The sequence below is a fragment of the Lysobacter rhizosphaerae genome (assembly GCF_054779795.1).
The window spans coordinates 143,275-165,739 of sequence record NZ_BAAGXO010000004.1; the positions used below are offsets into that span (position 1 = coordinate 143,275).

A 22,465-nucleotide genomic window follows, 5' to 3' on the forward strand; every position below is an offset into this window, starting at 1 on the left:
CATGCATCGCATGTTGCGTGTCGGCAGACATGGCATGTGGCGAATTACTCATCTTGTTCGCAGAACAAGAACGCGATGTTCGGATATTTGCAACCACTATGTTGCAACCCGTCGCGTAGCTTTGGAATCACACGTTGAGTCCTGGTTGCACATGTCGCAGGCAGGGCATACGCCGACTTCCAAGAGCACATCCAATGAATCCGTCCATCCCTCTCACCACCACCATCGCCGGCGCTTCCAAGGACGCGGGTGCACGCAGAAGTGGCCTCGCCTGTGACGAACCGGGAAACACAGCGCGTCTCCGGCGAATGGGCTTTGTCCTGGCTGCGGCCATGGCCTTCGCAGGCCAAGCTTCGGCGCAAGCGCCGGTAAAGTGGTCGGTGGAAGCAAGGCGTGACATCGACGCGATCCACGACACCATTCGCGACAACCATCCCGGGCCGGTGAACAAAGCCGATCCATCTTTCAATCGTTGGCTGGAGGAGGGGCGCAAGCGTGCTTTGGCAGCTGCCGCCACGGCCTCGTCGAGCGGCGACTATTGGCGTGCACTCAAGCTCTATACAAATGGGTTCCAGGATGGGCATCTCCTTGTCCTTCCAATGCAAGACGTGCACGTTTCGTGGCCCGGATTTCTAAGCTCCTCTGACATGGCTGGCGTCACCCGCGTTACCGTCTCGCAAGTTCCGCAGGTACCAAAGGGCGCACGAGTGCTGTCGTGCGACGCCCAGCCGGTGGACCGTCTGCTGAACCAGTGGGTCTATCCGTACCGCGCAAACGCAGGAATCCCACACTCCCGAATGGCTGCCTCAGTCAGGCTGTTCGTCAGCTATAGCGACGACCAGGCGGCGCAGTTCCGGCAATGCCGGATCGAGGTCGATCACAAAGTCAGCTCGATCAAGCTTGATTGGCGTCCGCTACGTGACGAAGATTTTGACCCCTTCCTTGACGCCGCCCGCGGCCTCGAAACACCTGAGCTTGGCGTCCGCGAGGTCGATGGCGTCTGGTTTGTTTCGGTGCCGACATTGAATCTTGGCAAAGGGATGGAACCTCTGATCGCGGCGTTGGAGAAGAAAGTATCGACCCTGCACGCCGCACCCTATGTCGTACTTGATGTTCGGGGTAACGGCGGGGGGAATAGCGACTGGGGTCGCCAGATCGCGTCGGCCTTGTGGGGAGAAACGGCGACTTCGGCGATCGATAACAGTTTCGACTGGACGACCGATTGGCGCGCATCCGCTCAGAATGCGGCGATCGAGCGTGAGGACGGTCAGTACAACGCAGATCAAGGATATAAGGACCAGGCTCAGTACCGCTTCTCCGTAGCTGACGGCATCGAGACTGCGCTGAAAGCCAAGCATGACTATTACCGGAGCTCGGCTCCTCCCACGTCGAAAGGTCTCTCCGCCGGGTTCAAGTCGCCATTTGCCGGTCAGGTTTACTTCCTGACGGATGATCGCTGTGCGAGCGCATGCCTGGACCTCGCCGACATCGTCACCCGCATGCCCGGTGTCGTGCATGTGGGAATGCCGACGTCGGCCGATACGATCTATATCGACAATGTGCCCGCCAAGCTTCCTTCAGGACAAGCCCAGCTTAGCTACTCGCTGAAGGTCTATCGCAATCGAGTGCGTGGCAACAATCAATGGTACACACCGGCGAAGCAATGGCCGGGAGGCCCGATGACTGATGCAGCGGTGGCTGCGTGGGTCAAAGGCATGCAATCCAATGCCACGCACGGCGCCAAAGTCCCGAACACCGAGCTCGCCTTTGGCAGTGGCTCTCTCTCGTATTACACCGACACTGGCAGCATCGTCCTCTCGCGTGACGACCGGCAGGCTAAGGCAGAGATCACGCATGACGGCGACCTCTTAATCGACGGCAAAACGGTTGTCGTTACACCGGAACAGCGTTCGATGCTGCAGGAATACCGCAGACTCGCCGCGGACATGGGCAAGCAAGGCATCAAGATCGGCGCGCGAGGCGCGGAAGTCGCCCAAGTGGCGGTTTGGGAGGCGCTGAAAAGCGTCTTCACCAGTCTTGGCGGTGAAGTCGAGAAGGGTATCGACACCGAGTTTGCCCGGATTGAGACGTCGGTGGTCGAGCTGTGCGACCGGTTGCCGAGGTTAATGGCGCTGCAGCAACAACTGAAGGCATCGCTGCCAGCATTCGCCCCCTACGCGGCACTGTCCCAGGACGATATTGACGAGTGTCGCCAGGACGCAGAGCTGTAGGTCCGAATCAACTTCAAAGCGGCCAAGGACCGGCCAGGGAAGGTCTGAATTAGACTTCAGCGCATGGCGATCACCCTCGACCACCTGCGCCGCTACGCCGTCGCACGCTCGCTGTTCAAGCCGACCACGCTCGCGCGGGCGATCGAGCGGCTTGGCTTCGTGCAGGCCGATCCGATCCGCGCGCCTGCGCGTGCGCAGGACCTGACGCTGCGCCACCGCGTCGTGGGTTATCGCGCCGGCGACCTCGAGCGTCGCTACCCGAAGCTGCCGCTGGAAGAGGACTTCTTCGTCAATTACGGCTTCCTGCCGCGCGCGCACCACTATCTGATGCATCCGCGCACGCCGCGCGTGGCCTGGACGCCGGCGCGCTGGAAGCAGGCGTACGCGGTGCGCGATTTCATCGCCGCGCGCGGCGCGGTGCATCCGCGCGCGCCGCGAGGGCGGCACGCGCGTGTATGCGACCCATGCGGTTGACGCGACGCCGCCGGATGCGATCACGGCGAGTGCGCGCATGGACGCCCTCGTGGACCTGGTGGTGCGCAAATACGCCCCCCTGCCTGCATCCAGCCTGGTGCAGCTCGTCGGCTACCTGCGCGGCGGCGCGCCGCAATGGGCGGCACAACGTGCGGCGGCATTGGCGCGGGCGAAGCAGCGCCTCGGTCATGCCCGCGTGGACGGTGTCGACTGGTACTGGCCCGCCGACGAGAAGCCGACCTCGACGCGCTGGAAACCCGATGCGGCGGTGCGCCTGCTTACGCCCTTCGACCCGGTGGTGTGGGACCGCCGCCGCTTCACGCTGTTCTGGGACTGGAGCTACCGCTTCGAGGCCTACACGCCCGCCGCCAAACGCAAGCTGGGCTACTACGCGTTGCCGTTGCTCTGGCACGACCGCGTGATCGGTTGGGGCAACCTGGCCGTGGCCGATGGCGCGCTCGCCAGCGACTTCGGTTACATCGGCGGCCGCGCGCCGCGCGATGCCGCCTTTCGCGCGGGTCTCGACGTCGAGCTCGCACGCATGCGCGAGTTCCTGGATCTGGACTGAGTTGTTCGCCGCACAGGAATGAGTGGGTCAGGTCGAATACAAGGGGACGGAAGCAATCACGCCTCCGTCCCCTTTTCTTCCCCGAACACTTGCCTGCCCACACGATTCCGCTTACGGCCGCGTCGCCATACCTCGGGTCATCATCCGCAGATGGGCCATGGCGTCATCGGTTGCACGACGTGTGCAGACGGCGGTGGCAGGCTCGCCGTCGGGGAGTTCCTGGGCCAGCTCCTCGCACACCGTGGCCGCGGCTTTGGCGATGCGGTCTTCCAGTGTGTACAGATCCGCGCTCCGGCTCAGGTCGAGGTCGTCGTAGCTCACTAGCGCGGTCTTCTTCGCGATGGCCACTTCCTTCGGTATCACGGACCCGCCTTCGCGCTTCGTCTGGTACGTGATGCGCGGTGCCACGACGGTGATTTCCTTGACCTCGGTCGGCTTGGTTCCCTGGGCGAAGGCGGCGCCTCCGCTGGCCAGTGCAAGCAATAGCCCGACCGGAATGGCCCTCAGCGCAATACTCTTGTCAGCCATGATCGTTACTCCTCGGTATGTCCTCCATCCAACGCTCCCATTCCGTATGGGATGGTCTTGGGACGCGATTCCCGGAAGGTGCGATAGCAGGGAAACATGCCTGAAGCGGTGCCCTGACCATGTGAAATCGGCGCGATAGCGGCCGCGCGCCAGGCAATGCAAGGCCGTTTTTACGAAACCGGAACAAAGGGATCAGGCGTTGTAAACGGCAGGCGCGCTGGCCGCCAGCGGTCGGACGTCCGTCAACGCTCGCGCAGCAGCGCGTCCGTGCGTGGGTCAGAGGCGTCGCCGAAGTATTGGCGCAGGGCATCGGCGAACAGCGTCTCGTCCGGAGCGGCGTGCCGGAACAGGGTCATGCACGAACGGAACTTGAGATCGTCCGGCGAGCCGAACAGCGCATGCGCATCATCGCCTGCGTGCAGCGCGAGCCGGGTGCATTCGCGCAGGCGCTCGCCCAGCAGCGGGTGGGTGAAATAGGCGCGCGCTTCGTCCAGCGACGCCAGGCCGTAGTGCTGCGCGGTCGGGCTGTGGCCGAGCCCACGCAGTTGAGGGAACACGAACCACATCCAGTGGCTGGCCTTGCGGCCGTCACGCAGTTCGCCGACGACGTCGTCATAGACGGCGGCCTGGGCATCGACGAAGCGTTGCAGGTTCCACGGATCGGGCATGGCGCGAGCGGGGGCTGGTTGCGGATCGCGCGTCGGCGCGCGTGGAGGTGGTCCCTGCGAAGCAAGCCCTGGTTGCGTTGAGCCCCGGCGCAGGCAAGGCGGAGTCCGCACCGGGGCTTTTGAGCGCCGGGGGCGTCACTTCCCGGCGGCGAGAATCTAGCGCGTGGTGGGTGGGCCACTTGTGACAGCGGCCGCAGCGGTCAGCGGCCTTCGGAGCGGCGCGCGCCGCTCATGCCCGGAACCCTTCCGTGCTCGGTGCGCCAGCTGAAATCGAGGTAGGCCGCCAGGTCGCCCCACAGGTACGGCACGCGGCCCAGGAACGCTTCCAGCTTCTCGCCCACCATCCGCCGGTTGGCGTCGTCCAAGGGGAACCGGCGCGTGCGCAGGTATTCGTCGATGAAGAAGTCGACGTCGTGCGCCTCGCGCATCGAGACGAACACCCGGTCGATCGGACCCTGGTAGTACTTGCTGGCCGTCGCGTTCCAATTCATGGGCACACACCTCGTTAGGGGAATGCAGCGTGTGCACGCTACTCCCCTGCGACCGGAGGGGCTGCAGATAACCCTGTGGATAAGCCGTGGACAGACTGGGGAAATCGCGGTCGCCGGCGAACTTCGGACCAACGGGCGTGGATGGAGCCTCCGCGACTAGACCAGAAGGCTGAGCAGGCCCGGGCTCAGCAGGCTCGAGCAGGCAGCCACCAGGCGGGCGCGCTTCTGCGCAACGAGCATCATCCAGCGCGAGCGCTGGTCGGCGCTCTCCTGTCGCCAGGCGATCTCGAATCCGGCTGCTTCCAGGAGGATCGGGTAGGCATGGCTGTGCGACATCTCGCGCCCGAAGGGTACCGAGGCGATGGCCGAGTCCATGTCGTGGTCCATGCCGATCGGTTCGACCAGGGCCAGCAACACCGGTGGTCCGTCGGCGATCGCGGCAAGCAGGTCCTGGAATTTCTCCTGCGTGAAATATTCGAAAACGCCGCCATAGGAGAAATAGGCGATGCCGGGTTGCGCGTTGCGCTTGATCCAATCGCCCGCGTCTTCGGCCAGGAACTCCAGTTGCGCGCGCGCGGCGAATCGCTTGCGATTGCGTGCGATCTGGACGCCGTTGAGATCCAGGCCGATGCATCGCTTGAGGCCGGGCAGGCGCGTCTGCAGGTGCGCAAGCACATCGCCGGTTCCGCAGCCGATCTCGACGAGCGTATGAAAGCCCCCCGCTGCCAGCTCGTGTTCGATCGTGTCCAGGGCAGGGCGATGGCGGCCGCTGAAGAGCTGCCGTTGCAGGCGTTCAGCGGTGCGGTCGTAGAACAGTTCGCCCAGGTCCTGTCGCGACCAGAACCGGGCGTGCTGGATGGCCAGTCGATCCAGGGTTCCGGCCTTACGGTATTGGTCGGCGAGGGCGGCCAGGGCGGCCCGTTCCAGGAAGTGGCCCCGCGGCAATTCGCCGGCTTCGAAACGACTCACCAGCTGCGGCCGCGCGTGCAGCACGCTCCTGCCCACCGCGACCTTGAGCCAGCGGCGAAAACTGCTCCGGGGAAGAATGAGGGGGAAGTCATGACAGACAGTGCCGGCCTCGCGGCGGCTCGTCTCGTCCTTGGTGCGCTCAGTCACTACATGTTTTCCTTGAGGTCCAGGGGCACCCGTCGCTGACGAAGGCGCCTGAACACGGCGCAGGTGCGAGTTGCGCTCGGCACATTCCTATCAAACGCGGCCGTCGACTCTTATGGGTCACCACATCACTCGCAACAACTCGTTGATGCATTACGGGATCAAACCCGGGATTCATTTACCGTGAACATCGCAATGCGTTGCGAACATAAACAGGCGATTGCGTTCAAATGGCGTCAATTGTTTGTTGAATGGATCTCCGACCCTTGACGACGCAAGACGCAACCGGGACACAGGAGCGGGAAGGATGCGCGCGAGCGCCCCGGTCGCGCGACGACCACACTGATGGATGCCGCAATCAGCGGATTCGGTTCATTCGTTGCGCGTGACGAGTGCGATCGCGTGCGCCTGGTGCGCAGTCCTCGTCGCGCTTGCGCCGGTTACTTGTCCGCCAGGATGACTTCGCCCTTGGTCAGCCACGACACGCCAAACGCGAACACGGCCACGGCTTCGAGCCAGAACAGCGGGGAGAACTTCAACAACAGCGCATCACCGGGCAGGAGCTTCACCACCGCGCACAGCGCCACGCAGGCCAGGATGGTGTAACCGCACGCGGTGTAGACCTTGTTGCGTTGCAGCTTCTCGGGCGTCGGGTTCGGGGCCATCAGGCGGAACAGGGCGAGCGAGAAGTAGGCCAGGGTCAGCAGGAAACACGCGGCGAAGATGAGATGCAGCGTGCCCACCATCTGGTCGCGAGGCAGGGCCCCCATTTCGGGAGTGGTGGGGAACAAGGCCACGCCCAGCGCGGATATGCAGGCGATGTTGCCGGCACGGTCGTCGCGGTGTTCGTAACCGCGGTACGACATGAGGAAAACGGCAATGGCGCACAGGCTGCCGACGAAGACGTCGCCCATCGCTGTGTAGTAGTAGCTGCTCATCGAGCCGCGCAGGCCCGGGCCCGACACCAGCAGGTTGCCGATGGCCAGCACGAACGGCAGGGCCATGCCGATCAGCCCCACTGCTTTGCGCAGGCTCAGGTAGGAAAGCACGAGCGTGTCGTTTGCTGTCAGCGGTGGGTTCATGGTTGCCTCCTGCAGGCCTGCAATGCGTCACGGCGCCGGATCGCGATCCGCATCGGCGTGTGTATCAGGTCGAAGCATGGCGGGGAAGCCCGCGCAGGCGCTGGTGCAGAGCAGGAGGACTGGCAGGAAGACCGGCAGCACCGCTTGGATGCCCTGCCTCGGCGCGGGTCCTTCGCGGGTGCTCATCGCAGCGCTCCTTGCGTGCCAGCCACTGGATGACAACGACGGTGGCCGGGCAGGGCGGCCATGCCGGGGCGGCAAAACGGAGATGGTTCAATTCCGCCGGGACGTCACTACACTCGGCGCATCCACATCGATCGGGGGTCGCATGAAGCTTCGTATTGCAGCGTTGTCCGCAGGCCTGGTGCTGGCGCTCGCCGGCCACGCGCAGGCGCCCGCCACGGCACCGGCCAGTGCACCGCCGCCGGCCACCATCGTGCTCAAGGCCGCGCATATGTTCGACGGTCGCAGCGGCCGCCTCAGCGAGCCCGGCCTGGTGGTGGTGCAGGGCGGACGCATCACCGGCGTCGGCGCGGGCGCCAGCGTGCCGGCGGGCAGTCGCGTCATCGATCTCGGCGATGCCACGCTGTTGCCCGGCTTCATCGATGCCCATGTGCACATCGCCGACGACCACGACGACAACTGGGCGCAGGGCTTCTACGACAACATGCTGCGCTTCCCGGTGGAGCAGTCCTTCCATGCCGGGCGCAATGCCAAGGTCACCCTCGATGCGGGCTTCACCACCGTGCGCAATGTCGGTGCGGCCGATTTCGTCGACGTCGCCCTGCGCAACGCGATCAATGCCGGCATCACGCAGGGGCCGCGCATGCTCGTGGCCGGCCACGCCATCGGCTCGACCGGCGGCCACTGCGACAGCTCGCCGTTTCCGCCCGAGCGGGTGAAGCCGTCCGGTCCGCTCGAAGGCGTGTGCAATGGTCCGGAAGAGTGCCGCCTCGCGGTACGCCAGCAGATGAAGTTCGGCGCCGACGTGATCAAGATCTGCGCGTCCGGCGGCGTGCTGTCGGAGTCCGATCCGGTCGACGTGCCGCAGCTGACCCCCGAGGAACTGCGCGCGATCATGAGCGAAGCACACGCCTGGGGCCGCAAGGTAGCCGCACACGCCCACGGCGACCTCGCCGCGAAGCAGGCAGTCGAGGCCGGCGTCGATTCGATCGAGCACGGCAGCTTCCTGCAGCCGGCGACGTTGCAGTTGATGAAGCAGAAGGGCGTGTACCTGGTGCCGACGCGGATGACCCAGGTGTGGGTGCTGGACAAGGCCAATACCTATCCGCCGAAGATCGGCGCCAAGGCGCGCGCGGCCGGCACCGCGCATGAAGCGATGTTCCGCAACGCGCTGAAGATCGGCGTGCCGATCGCTTTCGGCACCGATGCGGCGGTGTTCCCGCACGGACTCAACGCGCAGGAGTTCGGCGACTACGTCGACCTCGGCATGGCCCCGGCGGCGGCGCTGATGACCAGCAGCCAGGGTGCCGCGAAGCTGCTCGGCGTCGATGGCGAGACCGGTACGCTCGAAACCGGCAAGTTCGCCGACGTGGTCGCTGTGCCCGGTAACGTGCTCGAACACATCCGTGCGACCGAGCACCCGACGTTCGTGATGAAGCAGGGCGCGATCGTGCGCGGCGGGGAGTAAGCGAGCTCCCCTGCCAGGGCGAAAAGCCCGGATTCGCGCCTGCAGCGAGGTAACGGCCGCCCCTCATCCGGCGCTTCGCGCCACCTTCTCCCCGCAAGCGGGGAGAAGGAACGGTTCTCGGCATCACCCGCCGCACACGAGGAGAAGAAAAGCCGCGTGGTTTGTTCCGTGGCCGGAATGGTCGGTTCGGCCGTTGCCTCCCTTGGTGTCCGTGCGGCAGGCCCCATCTAGTGGGAACCGCCGTTCCATGCCTTGCCGGGCCGATGACCCGGCTTCACAGGAGCCCCCATGAGCGAATACCGCAAGACCCCCGAAGCCCTCGCCAGGCTGACCCCCGAGCAGTACCGCGTCACCCAGGAAGGCGCCACCGAGCGTCCGGGGACGGGCGAGTACGAGCACAACGACCGCCCCGGCATCTACGTGGACATCGTCTCGGGTGAGCCGTTGTTCGCCTCGTCGGCCAAGTTCGATTCCGGCTGCGGCTGGCCCAGCTTCACCAAGCCGATCGCCAACGTGCGCGAGCTGCGCGACACCTCGCACGGGATGATCCGCACGGAAGTGCGCTCGACGCACGGCGACAGCCACCTCGGCCATGTGTTCAACGACGGCCCGGCCGATCGCGGCGGCTTACGCTACTGCATCAACTCGGCATCGCTGCGCTTCGTCCCGCGCGAGGAAATGGAAGCCGCCGGCTACGGTGTGTACCTGGACCAGGTGGAGGATGTGCGATGAGCAACGAAATGACGGGACTGGAGCGCGCGATCCTCGCCGGCGGTTGCTTCTGGGGTGTGCAGGATCTGTTGCGCCGCATGGACGGTGTCGTCGGTACGCGCGTGGGTTACAGCGGCGGCGACGTGCGCAACGCCACCTACCGCAACCACGGCACCCATGCCGAGGCGGTCGAAATCGTGTTCGATCCCTCGCGCATCGGCTATCGCGACCTGCTGGAATTCTTCTTCCAGATCCACGACCCGAGCACGCGCAACCGCCAGGGCAATGACCTGGGTACGTCCTACCGCTCGGCGATCTACTACACCACGCCCGAGCAGGAGCGCATCGCGCTGGACACCATCGCCGACGTCGATGCGTCGGGCCTGTGGCCGGGCAAGGCGGTCACCGAAGTCGCGCCGGCCGGTGATTTCTGGGAAGCCGAACCCGAGCACCAGGATTACCTGCAGCGCTATCCCGAGGGTTACACCTGCCACTTCGTGCGTCCCGAGTGGAAACTGCCGCGTCGCGCCAAGGCATAGTGCAAACAGCTCACGTCAGTCTTCGACTGACAGTTGCGACAACGAAAACGCCGGCCCCGCGCCGGCGTTTTCCGTTTGGGCAGGGGGGCGACTTGCGAGGAGATCGGGCGACGACCTCTGGCTCATGCGGTGGCACGGGTTGAGCCGACGCCCTCGCGAGCGTGACGCGCGCCACGCTTCCTGACCACGCCTTTTCGGCTGCGCAGGCCGGAAATTTCGCGCAATCAGACAGTGTCGGCAAAACCTGAATAGGCGAAGCCCTATTCATGTTTTCGTGCCTTTAACGCCCCCTTTACATGAATGCGCGCCCGTCAAGCGACGTGCGTCGCACTTGGCGCACGCATTCGTGGGGTCGGCACGAACTGTGTCCAACCGCACAACGACGCCGAACCCCCCTTCTTAGAGTCCGCGCCCATCAGGGGTTTGAGGGAGCTCCTGGTTGCCCTTTATGTCTTACGGAGACCGTGTGTGAAGTCTGTTCCCTTCCGCAGCCGCAAGCTGCCCAAGCTTCTCTTCTCGCTGTCGGCTGGCCTTGCCGCCATCGGCTCCGCCCAGGCGGCAACCTATTACGTGCGCGCCGACGGTGGCGATGCGAGCCAGTGCAACGGCCGCGCCGACGCTGCCTATCCGGGCAGCGGCACCGCCCAGGCTTGCGCATGGAAGAATCCGAACATCGCCCTGCCGCCTTCCGGCGCGCTGCGCATCGCGGGTGGCGACACCCTGCTGATTGGCGCTGGTTCCTACCAGATCGGCAGCGGCGGCTACATGCAGCCGATCCCGAGCGGCACCAGCTCGGCCCCGACCAAGGTCCTGGGCAAGCCGGGCACGACCCCGAAGCTCATCGGCATCGGCGGCGTGCACCGCGTGCTCAACCTCGACGGCAGCTCGAATGTCGAACTCGGCAACCTCGAGGTCACCGACAACAGCGACTGCGTCTACAACCATTCCAACGCCGCGGCCGTCTGCACCAGCAGCATGCCCTGGGCGCGCGTGGGCCTGTATGCCCGTGCCTCGAGCAACGTCTGGGTGCATGACGTCAACATCCACGGCATGGCCAAGAACGGCATGAACGCCGGTGGCCTCAGCAACTGGACGATGGAGCACTTCAAGCTCAACAAGAACGGCGCCGCGGGCTGGGACGGCAACATCGGTACCGGTGCGTCCAACTCCGGCAAGATGACCATGCGCGACATCGAAATCGCGTGGAACGGCTGCGGCGAGAAGGTCGCGACCGGCGCGCCGTGGGCGTGCTGGGCGCAGCAGACCGGCGGCTACGGCGACGGCATGGGCACCACCGACACCGGCGGTGACTGGCTGATCGAAGATGCGTTCGTCCACCACAACACCTCCGACGGCATCGACCTGCGCTACATGGACGGCGCCGACACCACCCATGTGACGCTGCGTCGCATCTACTCGGTCGCCAACGCTGGCAACCAGGTGAAGCTCAAGGGCAACTCGCTGATCGAGAACTCGGTGCTGGTCGGCAACTGCACCTACTTCCGCGGCAAGGACTTCATGGTCGAAGCCGACCTCTGCCGTGCCTATGGCAGCTCGCTGCTGTTGATCCTCACCGGCGATGACGTCGCCACCGTGCGCCACAACACCATCGCCGGCGAAGGCGACGCGCAGATCGCCTATGGCGAAGGCACGTCCACCGACAAGATCTACATCCAGAACAACCTGGTGGTCGGCTTCCCGTACTACGCCGACACGACCAAGCAGACGCTGTTCAGTGGTGGCGGTGCTCCGGCGGCCAAGTCCTTCTCCGGCAACATGGGCTGGAAGGTGCGTACCTGCCCGACCGGCGCCACCTGCGCGAGCGATCCGAAGCTGACCAATGCGACCCTGGCTGGCTTCGATGCCGAGCCGCTCGCCGGCAGCCCGGTGATCGACAAGGCGCCGATGATCAGTGCGGTCACGACCGACTTCGTCATGGGCGCGCGTCCGACCGGTGCCGCCAATGACGTGGGTGCGTACGAGTATGGCGCCGGTGCCCCGGCCCCGGTCCCGCCGCCGGTCTGCACCCGCGCCGCGCCGACGCTGACCCTGGCCGGTCCGACCGCCGCGGTCGCCGCCGGTACCACCAACAGCTACGCCGTCAGCGTGAAGAACAACGACAGCAGCGCCTGCAGCAACACCACGTTCGCCCTCGCCGGCAGCGTTCCCTCGGGTTGGACCGGCACGCTGTCGGCGCCCTCGGTCGCGCTCGCCCCGGGTGCCAGCGGCAGCGCCACGCTCGCCGTGACCTCGTCCGTTGATGCCGTCGCCGGCAGCAACGCCATCGGCGTGGGTGCCAGCAGCACCGTGGGCAGCGTCCACACCGCGAATGCTTCCAGCACCTATGCCGTTTTGCCGCCGGTCTGCACCCGCGCCGCGCCGACGCTGACCCTGACCGGCCCGACCACCGCGGTCGCCGCCGGTACCACCAACAGCTATGCCGTCAGCGTGAAGAACAACGACAGCAGCGGCTGCAGCACCACCACGTTCGCCCTCGCCGGCAGCGTTCCCTCGGGCTGGACCGGTGCCATGTCGGCCTCCTCGGTCGCGCTTGCCCCGGGTAGCAGCGGCAGTGCCACGCTCGCCGTGACCTCGTCCGCCAATGCCGCCGCCGGCAGCAACGCCATCGGCGTGGGCACCAGCAGCACCGTGGGCAGCGTCCATACGGCGAATGCTTCCAGCACCTATGCCGTCGCGGCGCCCGTCCTGACGGAAACCGTGGCCACGAGCAAGAGCAGCTACAAGGCGGGTGAAGTGGTTTCGATGACCGCGCGCGTCCTCAAGAACAACGTCGCGGTTGCCGGTGCCACGGTCAGCTTCGACGCGCTCAAGCCGAACGGAATCAACACGGTCAAGTTGTCCGGCACGACCGATGCCAATGGCTATGCCAAGGTCTCGTTCACGTCGGGCACGGGCAAGAGCTCGATCGGCACCTACAAGCTGACCGCCACGGCGACCAGCGGCAGCCTCACCACGCAGGCGACCAGCAGCTTCACCGTCGCCAAGTAACCGTGTGCGTCATCGCTCCAGTAGCGATCGACGCGTGAATCAAGCCGGACCGTCACGCGGTCCGGCTTTTTTTGGTGGCGCCGACCGGAGGCTGCGCGTGTCAGTGCGACGAACACGCGAACGTGCACATGCTCCGCGCCATCGCCGCGGGCGTAAGATCGTCCTCGTGTTGGCGATTCCTTCCGTTCGGCTCGCGACCCCGGGCGATGCTCGTGCCATTGCCGGACTGTCGCGCGACTTCATCGAATACGGCCTCGGCTGGAGCTACACGCCGGAACGGATCCTGCGCGCCATCCGCAGCAGGACGACGAACGTTGCCGTTATCGAAGACCGCGGCGACCTGCTTGCCGTCGGCATCATGGATTACGGCGACACGGCGGCGCACCTGGTCCTTCTCGGTGTGCAACCGGCGCAACGCCGCCGCGGATTGGGCCGGCACATCCTGCTGTGGCTCGAGCAATGCGCGCTGACCGCCGGACTGGAAAAAATCGGCGTCGAAGTCAGGGCCGACAACCCAGGCGCCATCGGTTTCTATGCGGCGCTGGGGTATGGCGCGCGAAGCCGGGTGCCAGGCTATTACCGCGGCGTTGTCGACGCGGTGCGTCTCGAGAAGGTGCTCGGGTCGACGGGAGTCGAGGGCGCCCATTAGCGCCGACTGGCGCCGAGGCCGTGCGTCGCAGTCCGCATCACGCTCAGGGCATCTTGCCGATGATCCCGTTCATCTCGTCGGCATTGAAGGCGCGCAGGGTCTGGGTGCGGACATTGCCTGCCGCACCGATGGCCATGGCAAACGCGGTCGCTGCCTGTTCGTCCTGCGCTTCGATGATCACGACCAGATCGTACGAGCCCAGCGTCCAGTAGATCTGGGTCATGTCGGCGCCGAATTTCTTCCCCATTTCCTTGACGGCGGCGGCGCGCTTGGTGGTGTCCTTGACGTTGCGGATGCCCTGGTCGGTGAAGGTGGACAGTGCGATGTACGTCGCCATGGTCGGTTGCTCCTGTGCGGACCCTTGGGAATGGGGCGGACCCTTGAAAGCAGGCGAGCGTCGGGTCCGTGGCGCTGGTCGTCGGCAGGCATTGCCTGCGGTCCTCTCGTATCAACGCCGCGGCATGCGGGAGCCGGTCTCCGCAACCGGTCCCCCGCTCGGGTGCTTGAGGTTTCGCCTGTGCATTACGTGCACGGGGCCACGATCTCCATTCCCATAGGAGCCTGTCATGCGCACTGTCCTGATCACCGGCGCCAACCGCGGCATCGGCCTCGCCCTGGCACAGCAGTTCACGGCACGCGGCGACCGCGTCATCGCGGTGTGCCGCCAATCGAGTCCGGCGCTGGATGCCACCGCCGCAACCGTGGAGGCGGGCGTCGATGTCAGCGACGATGCCGCAGTCCATGCGCTCGCGACGCGCCTGGCCGACACGCGCATCGACACGCTCGTGCTCAATGCCGGCATCCTGGGCCAGGAGTCGCTGGGCGCGATCGACGCGGCGGGTTTCGAGCGCATGCGCCGCCAGTTCGAAGTCAACGCGCTGGGCCCACTACGCGTGGCCCAGGCGCTGCGCGACCGCATGGCCGAGGGCGGCAAGATCGGCATCATCACCAGCCGCATGGGCTCGGTCGCGGACAACGGTTCCGGCGGCTATTACGGCTACCGCGCCTCGAAGGCGGCGGTGAATGCAATCGGCAAGTCGCTGGCGCTGGATCTGGAATCGCGCGGGATAGCCGTAGTGCTCCTGCATCCGGGTTACGTCGCCACCGACATGGTCGGCGGCAATGGCGATGTCAGTCCGGAGCAGGCCGCGACGCAGCTGATCGCACGATTGGACGCACTCACGCTCGCGCAGAGCGGCAGCTTCCAGCATGCCAATGGCACGCCATTGCCCTGGTAGGCGCGAAGACGTTCGCGCAAGCAAGGGCCGCGCGGACATCACGGAGCGCACGGTGAGTCAGTGCACACCCAGCCTGACCGTCTCCGCACCGCCATCCACCGTGGGCGACACCACCTTCACGAGGCCGATGTTGGGGCAGTAGTACTTGAACTCGACATCACCCGGGGACAAGGGCGTCGTCTCGCGCGTCTTGACGCAACCTTTGAAGCTGCCCAGCGAGGTATTCACGTGGATGTCGATCGCCTTGACCTTCGCGTTGTCTTCGGCCACGCCCGGCGAGAACTCCTGGCGATAGCGCACGTCCACCTGCGGGTCCGCGAACATCACGATGCCGGCCTTGGCGTCGCGTCCGGCCTCCCACGAACCTTCGGTGCTGCTGCTGATGCGCTTGCCCTTGTCGTCGTACTCGTACTCGACCGTCTCTTCGCCGAAGTACCAGACATTGCCGCTGTCGTCCTGTCCGTAGAAGTCGGAGGTGTCCTCGAGCAGCAGGCCACGTTTGCCGTTGCACTCCTCGTCCTGGTACACGAGGTCGCGGACCACGCGCGCGGACAGGCCGGCGTAGATGCCGATGAAGTCGTGTTTGGACCGATCGGTGATGATGACGTCGTTGACCTTGCACTCGCCGTCCTCGAGTTCGTGCGCCACCGTGAACGTACCCGCCTTCATCGGCGAGAGCGGGTTGTCGATGCGCAGCGGCGCATGGAAGTCCGAAAGGTGGAAGTCCGGCAGGATGAGTTCGCCCGCCTGCGCGGGCAGGGCGGCAGTCGCGACGAGCACGGCGGCGGCCGCGTACTGGATCGTGTTCATCGAGATGACTCTGGACGGGGGGACTTGAACGTAGGCGCGCTCCTGCTACGACCCCGCGAAATGCAGGTTAACCGGGCGTCGGAGGCGTTTCACGGGCTGTTGACCCGGTCATGAGCCCGCATTGCCGCCCTGCGGCGAGCCCTTGCGCGGACGCCAGCCGTCGCCGGCATGCTCCGGCGAACCAGGTCGATCCGCGTAGGTCAGCGTGCCTTCGTGATAGACCTCGATCACCCAGCTCGCGTCGGCGGCGTATACCCACAGGTCCGACGATGCATGCATCAAGGTGATGGCATGCGTGGATGCGTCGGCTGCCGACAGCGCGACGCGCGGCATGCCGCCGATGCACCAGTCGGCGATCACTATTGTGGCCGGCGCGAGATGCAATGCACGCAGTGCCTCGTCGAACAACGCTTTCAACGCATTTGCGGTACCGCCGTATGTACTGACGGCGGTCGGCACCAGTGGCCAGTGGATGCTGGCCAGGCCGATGGGATAGGTCGGCAAAGGTCCGCGTCGCCCCGAATCTTCCGGCCACAGCATTTCGTAATGCACGCCCGCCGCCTGCAGTGCGCCGCCGGTATGGCGCTGGAAGGCGGCAATCTCCTCCGCGCGCTGCTGTTGCGCCATGCGCCCGGCCTGTTGCGCGCGCAGCGCCTCGCGCTTGGCATGCAGCGCGAGGCGGCGGGACTGCGCATCGGAGCTCATGGCCTCGGCAACGCTCAGTCCAGCTTGCGCAGATGGTGCTGCGGCTGCTGGCAGACCATCAGCGCATCCGCCGCGGTCACGGTGCCGACAGCCTCGACGCGATCGTGGGGCTTCAAGGCCTGCACGTCGCCGGGCGGCGGAGCCTTGCACAGGTTCCAGCGCGCCGGCAGCTGCACGTTGACGGTGCCCGCGGCGGTGGCAACGCTGACCACCGCGTGGCCGTCGTAGGCCCACGGGCCGGTGTCGACGCGGACCACTTCACCGGCGATCGTCGCCTGCTCGCCGACGACCAGCGGGGTTGCCGCCGGTGCTGTGGTGGCGCAGGCAGAGAGCGCTGCGATCGTCGTGAAGATCGCGGCAAGGGGGACAGCCTGGAGGAAGCGGGGAGCTCGGAGCATGGGGGAAGTGCGCCATGAAAACGGAGCGCACATTCTCCATGGATCGCAGACCGCCATCCACGTGATCTGTCACATCGTGGCGCGCATTACGTGCCCGAGACTCCCAGCGTGCCGTGGAAGGCATCCACATCGACGACGGTGCCGAGGCGATGCGCGCGCTGGAAGCGCTCCATGGCCTCGTCGATCTTGTCCCGCTGTGGATTTTCTTCCCAGTGTTCCACCTTGAACACATCGGAGCGCGGGTTGTGCAGCAGAACGTCGGGATCGCGGAGCCATTTCCAGTCGCCTGGCATGAAGTCGTGGTGCATGGCGAAGGCGCGCGCACTGTTGTAACTGTGCGAATAGATGAGGTTCATCAGACACCTCACGGGAAACCATTGACGCGCACGCGCAGACTACGGTGCGCTGGGTTTATTCAGGCGTTGCGACCGCGGGCTGTCATTCCCCCGGTCGGGGGATGGACGATGCGCGACACGCGTCGCGCGCAAGTTGAATGCGATGGACAGCCGCTCGCCGCGTGAAAGCGGCAGTGGGAATCGATCAGTAGCAGCCCACGTCGATGATCCGGCTGGCATCATCGACGCGGATGGTGAGGCGATCGGGGCGCCGGTCCTTGGTCATGGCCTGGTCCGGTGAGACGGTGCGCCACAACCCGGCCCCGCTTTCACGAAAGGCGCGACGGCCATTTTCTTCGTTCGCAGGAAGCCCGATGACCCAACCCAAAGTGTCCGTCTGGCAGGCACCGCTGCTTACATGCGGTGTGGGCTCGGTGCTGGCGCAACCGGAGGCGAGTGTCAGCAGGGACAGGGTCGTGAGTGCGACGGCTTTCATGCGGCCTCCGGGGCTGGAGTTCGCTGGCAAGTGTACGCGCACTTCGCCGGCCGGCAGGCGTGTCCCGCCGACGGGATGTTGCTTCCCTGATTTCCGCACTTTTGCCGGGCCGGGCCACCTCCACGTCGTGTGGGCACCAATCGGCCGTGCGCTCTGCATGCGCCGTCGTCGCCCGACCTCCCTCAGTTCACAGGAACCACCATGAGCAAGCTCACCGGCAAAGTCGCCCTCGTCACCGGCGCATCCAAAGGCATCGGCGCCGCCATTGCCACCGCACTGGCCGCTGAAGGCGCGGCCGTCGTCGTCAACTATGCCTCCAGCAAGGAGGGCGCCGAAGCGGTCGTCGCCCGCATCAATGCGGCCGGCGGTAAAGCCATCGCCGCGCGCGGCGACGTCTCGAAGCAGGCCGAGGCCAAGGCCCTGGTCGATACCGCCGTGCAGAAGTTCGGCCGGCTCGACATCCTGGTCAACAACTCCGGCGTTTATGGCTTCGCCCCGCTGGAGGCCATCACCGAGGACGATTTCCACCGCCACTTCAACATCAACGTGCTGGGCCTGCTGCTGACCACGCAGGCCGCGTCGCCGCACCTGGGCGAAGGCGCGAGCATCATCAACATCAGTTCGGTGGTTTCACGCATCACGCCGCCGCACAGCGCGGTGTACACCGGCACCAAGGGCGCGGTGGATGCGATCACGGGCGTGCTGTCGCGTGAACTGGGCCCGCGCCGGATCCGCGTCAATGCGATCAACCCGGGAATGATCGAAACCGAGGGCACGCACACCGCGGGCTTCGTCGGTTCCGAGTTCGAGGCGGGCACGGTCGCACAGACGCCGCTGGGCCGCGTCGGCCAGCCCGACGACATCGCCGCGCTCGCCGTGTTCCTGGCCTCCGACGATTCGCGCTGGCTCACCGGGGAACAAGTGCTGGCCAGCGGCGGCCTGCGCTGAGACGGACCTGAAGCGGCGGGAGGACGGCAATCGCTGGATTGCCGTCTTTCCTTCGCTGCATGCGCCTAGAATGAAGCCCCTTTCGACCGGCCTTGCAGCCAGGCAGAACCATGGCACCCAAGGCCACCGTCATCAAAGCCGAGTTACAGGTCACTGACCTGGACCGGCACTACTACGCGTCGCACAACCTCATCCTGGCCCAGCATCCATCGGAGACCGAGGAACGCCTGATGGTGCGGCTGCTGGCATTCGCGCTGCACGCCGATGAACGGCTGGAATTCGGCCGCGGCCTGAGCGACGAGGAAGAGCCGGCGCTGTGGCGCCGCGACTACACCGGCGAGATCGAACAGTGGATCGAACTCGGCCAGCCCGACGAGTCGCGCATCCGCAAGGCCTGCGGGCGCGCGCAACAGGTGGTAGTGATCACCTACAGCGGCCACGGCGCCGAAGTGTGGTGGAACAAGAACGCGCAAACGTTGGCGCGGTTGAAGAACCTCACCGTGATCGATATCGATGCCGACAGCGTCGCCGCGGTCACCGCGTTGTACGAGCGCAGCATGCGCATGACCGCGATGATCCAGGACGGCGAACTGCAGCTGATGAATACCGAGCACACCGTCGCGCTGCGCCCGTCGGTGCGGAAGGCGCCGTCGATGGCGACACCGGTGTAACCCGGCTTCGGCCAGGTGAGTCCCCAGCCAAAAAGGAAGGCCCCGCTTGCGGAGCCTTCGCATGATGCAGCTAGCCAAGCCAGCTGGCCGCGTGCAGATGGATCAATAGCCGAGCGCCTGCGCGACGATGCCGCTTGCCACGTCGACAAGCAGGTAACGGTCATCCATCGGACGGATCCAGCGATAGCCCTGCGGCGGGGTACTCAGGCGGTAGACGCGGTAGTCGTTCACGTAATAGCGCGGATCGACTTCCGCCCATACGACGCGATCGCCGCGCTTCCACGCCTGCTTCTGCCAGCCCCGGTGCAGGCCGTTGTCGTGGCGGCCCTCGGCCTGCGGCGCATGGCCCGGCGGCACCTGGCCCGTTGCCACGGCATGGTTGTCGTGCCCATGGCCTTTGCCGGCGAATGCCGGCATGGCGCCGAAGGCGAGCATGGCGAACGCAACGACCATCGGTGTGTGCTTCCTCATGTCGATCTCCTTGCTCGTACGGTGTGGGCACCTTAGGCAGACCGGGATGAATGCGGTGACACGCCGCGATGAACGCGTCGCAACGGTTCAGCGATGCCGCGACGGCGTGAAGGCCGCGCCCCAAGCGGGCAAGGATGTTTGACAGTCACATGGCAACGGGACGACTGTGCGCCTGCGGCGCCCCGATGCTGAGTGCGCCCACCGATCGCGGAGGTCGCTCCCATGCCAGGCCAACCCGGAAACGCGAAGTTCGACGACATCCTGAAGACAGTCGGCAACACGCCGATCGTCCGCCTCAACAAGCTCGCGCCGCCGCACGCGAACGTGTACGTCAAGGTCGAGGCGTTCAACCCGATGGGTTCGGTCAAGGACCGGCTTGCGCTCGGCATCATCGAGGACGCGGAACAGCGTGGGACGCTGAAACCGGGACAGACGGTGATCGAGGCGACCAGCGGCAACACCGGCATCGGGCTGGCGATGGTGTGCGCGGTGAAGGGTTATCCGCTGGTGGTGACCATGGCGGAAAACTTCAGCGTCGAGCGCCGCAAGATGATGCGGTTCCTCGGTGCGAAGGTCGTGCTGACACCGGCCGCGCAGAAGGGCAGCGGCATGCTCGCCAAGGCGGTGGAGCTGGCGCAGGCGCATGGATGGTTCCTGTGCCGCCAGTTCGACAACGAAGCCAATGCCGACATGCACTCGCGCACGACGGCGCCGGAGATCCTCGAAGCCTTCGCCGGCGAACGCCTGGATTACTGGGTCACCGGCTACGGCACCGGCGGCACGCTCAAGGGCGTCGCGCGCGTGCTCAAGGCACAACGCCCGGAAACGAAGATCGTGGTGTGCGAGCCGGACAACTCGCCGATCCTGGGCAGCGGCATCGCCCAGCCACGCCGGCCGGACGGCACGCCCAGCGACAGCCACCCGGCATTCCGTCCGCACCTCATGCAGGGCTGGTCGCCCGACTTCATCCCCAAGCTCACCGAGGACGCACTGACCGCACGGCTGGTCGATCGCGTCCTGCCGATCAATGGCGCCGATGCGGTGCGGCTGGCGCGCGAACTGGCGCAGCGCGAAGGCATCTTCGTCGGCATCTCAGCCGGCGCGACGCTGGCCGGGGCACTGCAGCTGGCAGCCGCGGCCGAGGACGGAGCCACGGTGCTGTGCATGCTGCCCGACACCGGCGAGCGTTACCTGAGCACGCCGCTGTTCGAAGGCGTCAGCGTCGACATGTCCGACGAGGAATGGGCGTTGTCGCGCTCGACGCCCGGGTGCCGCTTCGATGCGCCGACACCAGCGCCGCCGCCCGCGGTGGCGGCAACGGCAACGGCGAGCGGCGAGGACAAGGTCGCGGCGCCGGCGGCGTCGGCCGAAGTGGAGGCCTTCGTCGCGCAACTGCTCGCCGATCCAGAGCAGCCACTGGTGCTGTTCGCCCTGGAGTGGTGCGAATTCTGCTGGTCGCTGCGCAAACTGTTCGCGCAGTGCGCAATGCCCTATCGCTCGGTCGACCTCGATTCGACCGCGTACCAGCGGGACGACCGCGGCGGGCAGATCCGCGCCGTGCTGGCCGCGCGCACCGGCAGTCGAACCATTCCGCAGGTGTTCGTCGGTGGTCAATTCATCGGCGGCTGCACGGAAACGTTCGACATGTTCCGGGATGGCCGCCTGCAGCAACGGCTGCGCGCGCGCGGTGTCGCCTTCGACGAGGGCGCGCGCGTCGAGCCCGAGAGCCTGCTGCCAGCGTGGCTGCATCCGCGCTGATCGATCCATCGCACGCAGTATCCCAGCGGCCGGTTCCATGGGCGGCGTGCAGGCCTGTACGCTACGGCGCCCCGCTTGCGACGTCTGCCGTCAAATCCGCATGCACGAAGACGAGTCTGTATTGACCCGCGCGGCTCCCGCGCCGGATGACACCGTCGCGTATGGCGACGCCGCTGATCAGGTCGCCGATGTCCGCCATGGCCACGGCGATGCCGGAACGCGTCCGTTGCTCGTCATCGTCCACGGCGGCTTCTGGCGTCCGCAGTACGGTCGCGACCAGACCGGGCCGATGGCGGCGGCACTCGCCGCAGCGGGCTGGACGGTGGCGGCGATCGGCTATCGCCGCGTGCCCGGAACGCCACAACTGAGTGTTGCCGATGTTGCCGCTGCGCTGTCGCTGCTTCCGGCACGCGTGCGCATGCATCGCGGCGACGTCATCGTTGTGGGCCATTCGGCCGGCGGACACCTGGCGCTGCTCGCAGCCACGGGAGTCGTGGTGCCATCGCTGCGCGGCGTGCTGGGGCTGGCGCCCGCGGCCGACCTGGTGTTGGCGCAACAACTCGGACTGGGAAGCAATGCGGTATTCGATTTCCTGGGTGGCGAGGCACGCGCGCATCCGCAACTCGATCCATGCCAGCGTCCCGCGCCTGCAGTCCCGACGCGGCTGTTGCACGGAGACGCGGACAACGTCGTGCCGTTCGAGGTATCCGCTTCGTACGTTTCGACGCATCGCGAGGTCGAGCTGCAGCGGCTGGCCAGCTGCGGCCATTTCGCCCTGATCGACCCGCTCAGCGCGGCATGGCCGTCAGTGGTGCGTGCGTTGCAAGGCCTGGGCGCGGCGCGCACCGGCTGAATTCCGGCGGGGGATGTTCCGCGATCGGGTTGCCATCAGGGCTGCGGCCTGGCGGCACCCGTCGGGGT

General features: G+C 66.1%; 24 protein-coding genes and 2 pseudogenes. 13 read left to right on the forward strand and 13 right to left on the reverse strand.

The annotated features are described in order from the left end of the window. Positions 1-194 precede the first annotated feature (194 nt). Both ACYVGE_RS07740 and ACYVGE_RS07745 read left to right on the forward strand, forming a co-directional pair. Positions 195-2,231 (forward strand): S41 family peptidase, encoded by a 2,037-nt coding sequence (locus ACYVGE_RS07740; protein WP_460728681.1) that lies wholly within the window; start codon positions 195-197, stop codon positions 2,229-2,231. A 63-nt stretch (positions 2,232-2,294) separates the two neighbouring features. Beyond that, positions 2,295-3,273, forward strand: a pseudogene (locus tag ACYVGE_RS07745) (DNA glycosylase AlkZ-like family protein). A 111-nt stretch (positions 3,274-3,384) separates the two neighbouring features. On the opposite strand, the gene ACYVGE_RS07750 reads toward ACYVGE_RS07745, so the two are convergent. From ACYVGE_RS07750 to ACYVGE_RS07775, 6 genes are all read right to left on the reverse strand, one after another. Beyond that, a complete protein-coding gene (locus tag ACYVGE_RS07750) occupies positions 3,385-3,801 on the reverse strand; it encodes a UrcA family protein (RefSeq protein WP_460728683.1) in 417 nt (138 codons plus the stop codon). A 242-nt stretch (positions 3,802-4,043) separates the two neighbouring features. Next, complete coding sequence (locus ACYVGE_RS07755; protein WP_460728685.1) at positions 4,044-4,469, reverse strand: DUF1810 domain-containing protein; 426 nt, start codon at positions 4,467-4,469, stop codon at positions 4,044-4,046. Between the two features lie 200 nt (positions 4,470-4,669). Beyond that, positions 4,670-4,960: a hypothetical protein gene (locus ACYVGE_RS07760; protein ID WP_460728687.1), complete on the reverse strand. Its 291-nt coding sequence runs from the start codon at positions 4,958-4,960 to the stop codon at positions 4,670-4,672. A 156-nt stretch (positions 4,961-5,116) separates the two neighbouring features. Beyond that, entirely contained in the window at positions 5,117-6,076 is a 960-nt protein-coding gene (locus ACYVGE_RS07765) for a class I SAM-dependent methyltransferase (protein ID WP_460728689.1), read from the reverse strand. A 437-nt stretch (positions 6,077-6,513) separates the two neighbouring features. Beyond that, positions 6,514-7,155: a hypothetical protein gene (locus ACYVGE_RS07770; RefSeq protein ID WP_460728691.1), complete on the reverse strand. Its 642-nt coding sequence runs from the start codon at positions 7,153-7,155 to the stop codon at positions 6,514-6,516. A 27-nt stretch (positions 7,156-7,182) separates the two neighbouring features. Then, the gene (locus tag ACYVGE_RS07775; protein ID WP_460728692.1) at positions 7,183-7,341 is read right to left on the reverse strand and encodes a hypothetical protein; all 159 of its coding nucleotides are present in this window, start codon (positions 7,339-7,341) and stop codon (positions 7,183-7,185) included. 142 nt (positions 7,342-7,483) lie between these two features. Between ACYVGE_RS07775 and ACYVGE_RS07780 the strand changes: the two genes are divergently transcribed. The 5 genes from ACYVGE_RS07780 (at position 7,484) to ACYVGE_RS07800 (ending at position 13,714) form a co-directional block, all read left to right on the forward strand. Beyond that, entirely contained in the window at positions 7,484-8,806 is a 1,323-nt protein-coding gene (locus ACYVGE_RS07780; protein ID WP_460728694.1) for a metal-dependent hydrolase family protein, read from the forward strand. Positions 8,807-9,094: 288 nt separating this feature from the next. Then, entirely contained in the window at positions 9,095-9,538 is a 444-nt protein-coding gene (gene msrB, locus ACYVGE_RS07785) for a peptide-methionine (R)-S-oxide reductase MsrB (RefSeq protein ID WP_460728696.1), read from the forward strand. After that, positions 9,535-10,056 carry a peptide-methionine (S)-S-oxide reductase MsrA gene (gene msrA / locus ACYVGE_RS07790; RefSeq protein ID WP_460728698.1) on the forward strand — a complete coding sequence of 174 codons (522 nt, stop codon included), beginning with the start codon at positions 9,535-9,537 and terminating at the stop codon, positions 10,054-10,056. The genes msrB and msrA overlap by 4 nt, the downstream gene beginning before the upstream one ends. 468 nt (positions 10,057-10,524) lie before the next feature. Beyond that, on the forward strand, positions 10,525-13,065 hold the full coding sequence (locus ACYVGE_RS07795) for an NEW3 domain-containing protein (protein WP_460728700.1): 2,541 nt from the start codon (positions 10,525-10,527) through the stop codon (positions 13,063-13,065). Between the two features lie 166 nt (positions 13,066-13,231). Further along, positions 13,232-13,714 carry a GNAT family N-acetyltransferase gene (locus tag ACYVGE_RS07800; protein WP_460728702.1) on the forward strand — a complete coding sequence of 161 codons (483 nt, stop codon included), beginning with the start codon at positions 13,232-13,234 and terminating at the stop codon, positions 13,712-13,714. A gap of 43 nt (positions 13,715-13,757) precedes the next feature. On the opposite strand, the gene ACYVGE_RS07805 is transcribed toward ACYVGE_RS07800, so the two are convergent. Further along, positions 13,758-14,051: a GYD domain-containing protein gene (locus ACYVGE_RS07805; RefSeq protein WP_460728704.1), complete on the reverse strand. Its 294-nt coding sequence runs from the start codon at positions 14,049-14,051 to the stop codon at positions 13,758-13,760. Between the two features lie 229 nt (positions 14,052-14,280). Here ACYVGE_RS07805 and ACYVGE_RS07810 point away from each other — a divergent pair, with 229 nt between their 5' ends. After that, positions 14,281-14,952, forward strand: a complete 672-nt coding sequence (locus ACYVGE_RS07810) for an SDR family oxidoreductase (RefSeq protein ID WP_460728706.1) — start codon at positions 14,281-14,283, stop codon at positions 14,950-14,952. Positions 14,953-15,009: 57 nt separating this feature from the next. Here ACYVGE_RS07810 and ACYVGE_RS07815 read toward each other — a convergent pair whose 3' ends face one another. From ACYVGE_RS07815 to ACYVGE_RS07835, 5 genes are all read right to left on the reverse strand, one after another. Further along, positions 15,010-15,762 carry a hypothetical protein gene (locus tag ACYVGE_RS07815; RefSeq protein ID WP_460728708.1) on the reverse strand — a complete coding sequence of 251 codons (753 nt, stop codon included), beginning with the start codon at positions 15,760-15,762 and terminating at the stop codon, positions 15,010-15,012. A 108-nt stretch (positions 15,763-15,870) separates the two neighbouring features. Further along, entirely contained in the window at positions 15,871-16,467 is a 597-nt protein-coding gene (locus ACYVGE_RS07820) for a hypothetical protein (protein WP_460728710.1), read from the reverse strand. Between the two features lie 14 nt (positions 16,468-16,481). Next, positions 16,482-16,865, reverse strand: coding sequence for a hypothetical protein (locus ACYVGE_RS07825; RefSeq protein WP_460728712.1), 384 nt, complete (start codon positions 16,863-16,865; stop codon positions 16,482-16,484). An 86-nt stretch (positions 16,866-16,951) separates the two neighbouring features. Beyond that, the gene (locus ACYVGE_RS07830; RefSeq protein ID WP_460728714.1) at positions 16,952-17,221 is read right to left on the reverse strand and encodes a hypothetical protein; all 270 of its coding nucleotides are present in this window, start codon (positions 17,219-17,221) and stop codon (positions 16,952-16,954) included. 184 nt (positions 17,222-17,405) lie between these two features. Continuing rightward, positions 17,406-17,696 carry an I78 family peptidase inhibitor gene (locus tag ACYVGE_RS07835; protein ID WP_460728716.1) on the reverse strand — a complete coding sequence of 97 codons (291 nt, stop codon included), beginning with the start codon at positions 17,694-17,696 and terminating at the stop codon, positions 17,406-17,408. A gap of 201 nt (positions 17,697-17,897) precedes the next feature. Here ACYVGE_RS07835 and ACYVGE_RS07840 point away from each other — a divergent pair, with 201 nt between their 5' ends. Further along, the gene (locus ACYVGE_RS07840) at positions 17,898-18,644 is read left to right on the forward strand and encodes a glucose 1-dehydrogenase (RefSeq protein WP_460728718.1); all 747 of its coding nucleotides are present in this window, start codon (positions 17,898-17,900) and stop codon (positions 18,642-18,644) included. Between the two features lie 110 nt (positions 18,645-18,754). After that, entirely contained in the window at positions 18,755-19,315 is a 561-nt protein-coding gene (locus tag ACYVGE_RS07845; protein ID WP_460728720.1) for a YaeQ family protein, read from the forward strand. A gap of 102 nt (positions 19,316-19,417) precedes the next feature. Here ACYVGE_RS07845 and ACYVGE_RS07850 read toward each other — a convergent pair whose 3' ends face one another. Further along, positions 19,418-19,786: an RcnB family protein gene (locus ACYVGE_RS07850; RefSeq protein ID WP_460728722.1), complete on the reverse strand. Its 369-nt coding sequence runs from the start codon at positions 19,784-19,786 to the stop codon at positions 19,418-19,420. Between the two features lie 222 nt (positions 19,787-20,008). On the opposite strand from ACYVGE_RS07850, the pseudogene cysK reads away from it, so the two are divergent. From cysK to ACYVGE_RS07865, 3 genes and pseudogenes are all read left to right on the forward strand, one after another. After that, a pseudogene (cysK, locus tag ACYVGE_RS07855) lies at positions 20,009-21,031 on the forward strand (cysteine synthase A); the annotation flags it as partial. Beyond that, positions 21,014-21,544, forward strand: a complete 531-nt coding sequence (locus tag ACYVGE_RS07860) for a glutaredoxin domain-containing protein (RefSeq protein WP_460729113.1) — start codon at positions 21,014-21,016, stop codon at positions 21,542-21,544. The pseudogene cysK and the gene ACYVGE_RS07860, both read left to right, overlap by 18 nt. Before the next feature lie 100 nt (positions 21,545-21,644). Beyond that, complete coding sequence (locus ACYVGE_RS07865) at positions 21,645-22,397, forward strand: alpha/beta hydrolase (protein WP_460728724.1); 753 nt, start codon at positions 21,645-21,647, stop codon at positions 22,395-22,397. The last annotated feature ends 68 nt before the right edge of the window (positions 22,398-22,465 follow it).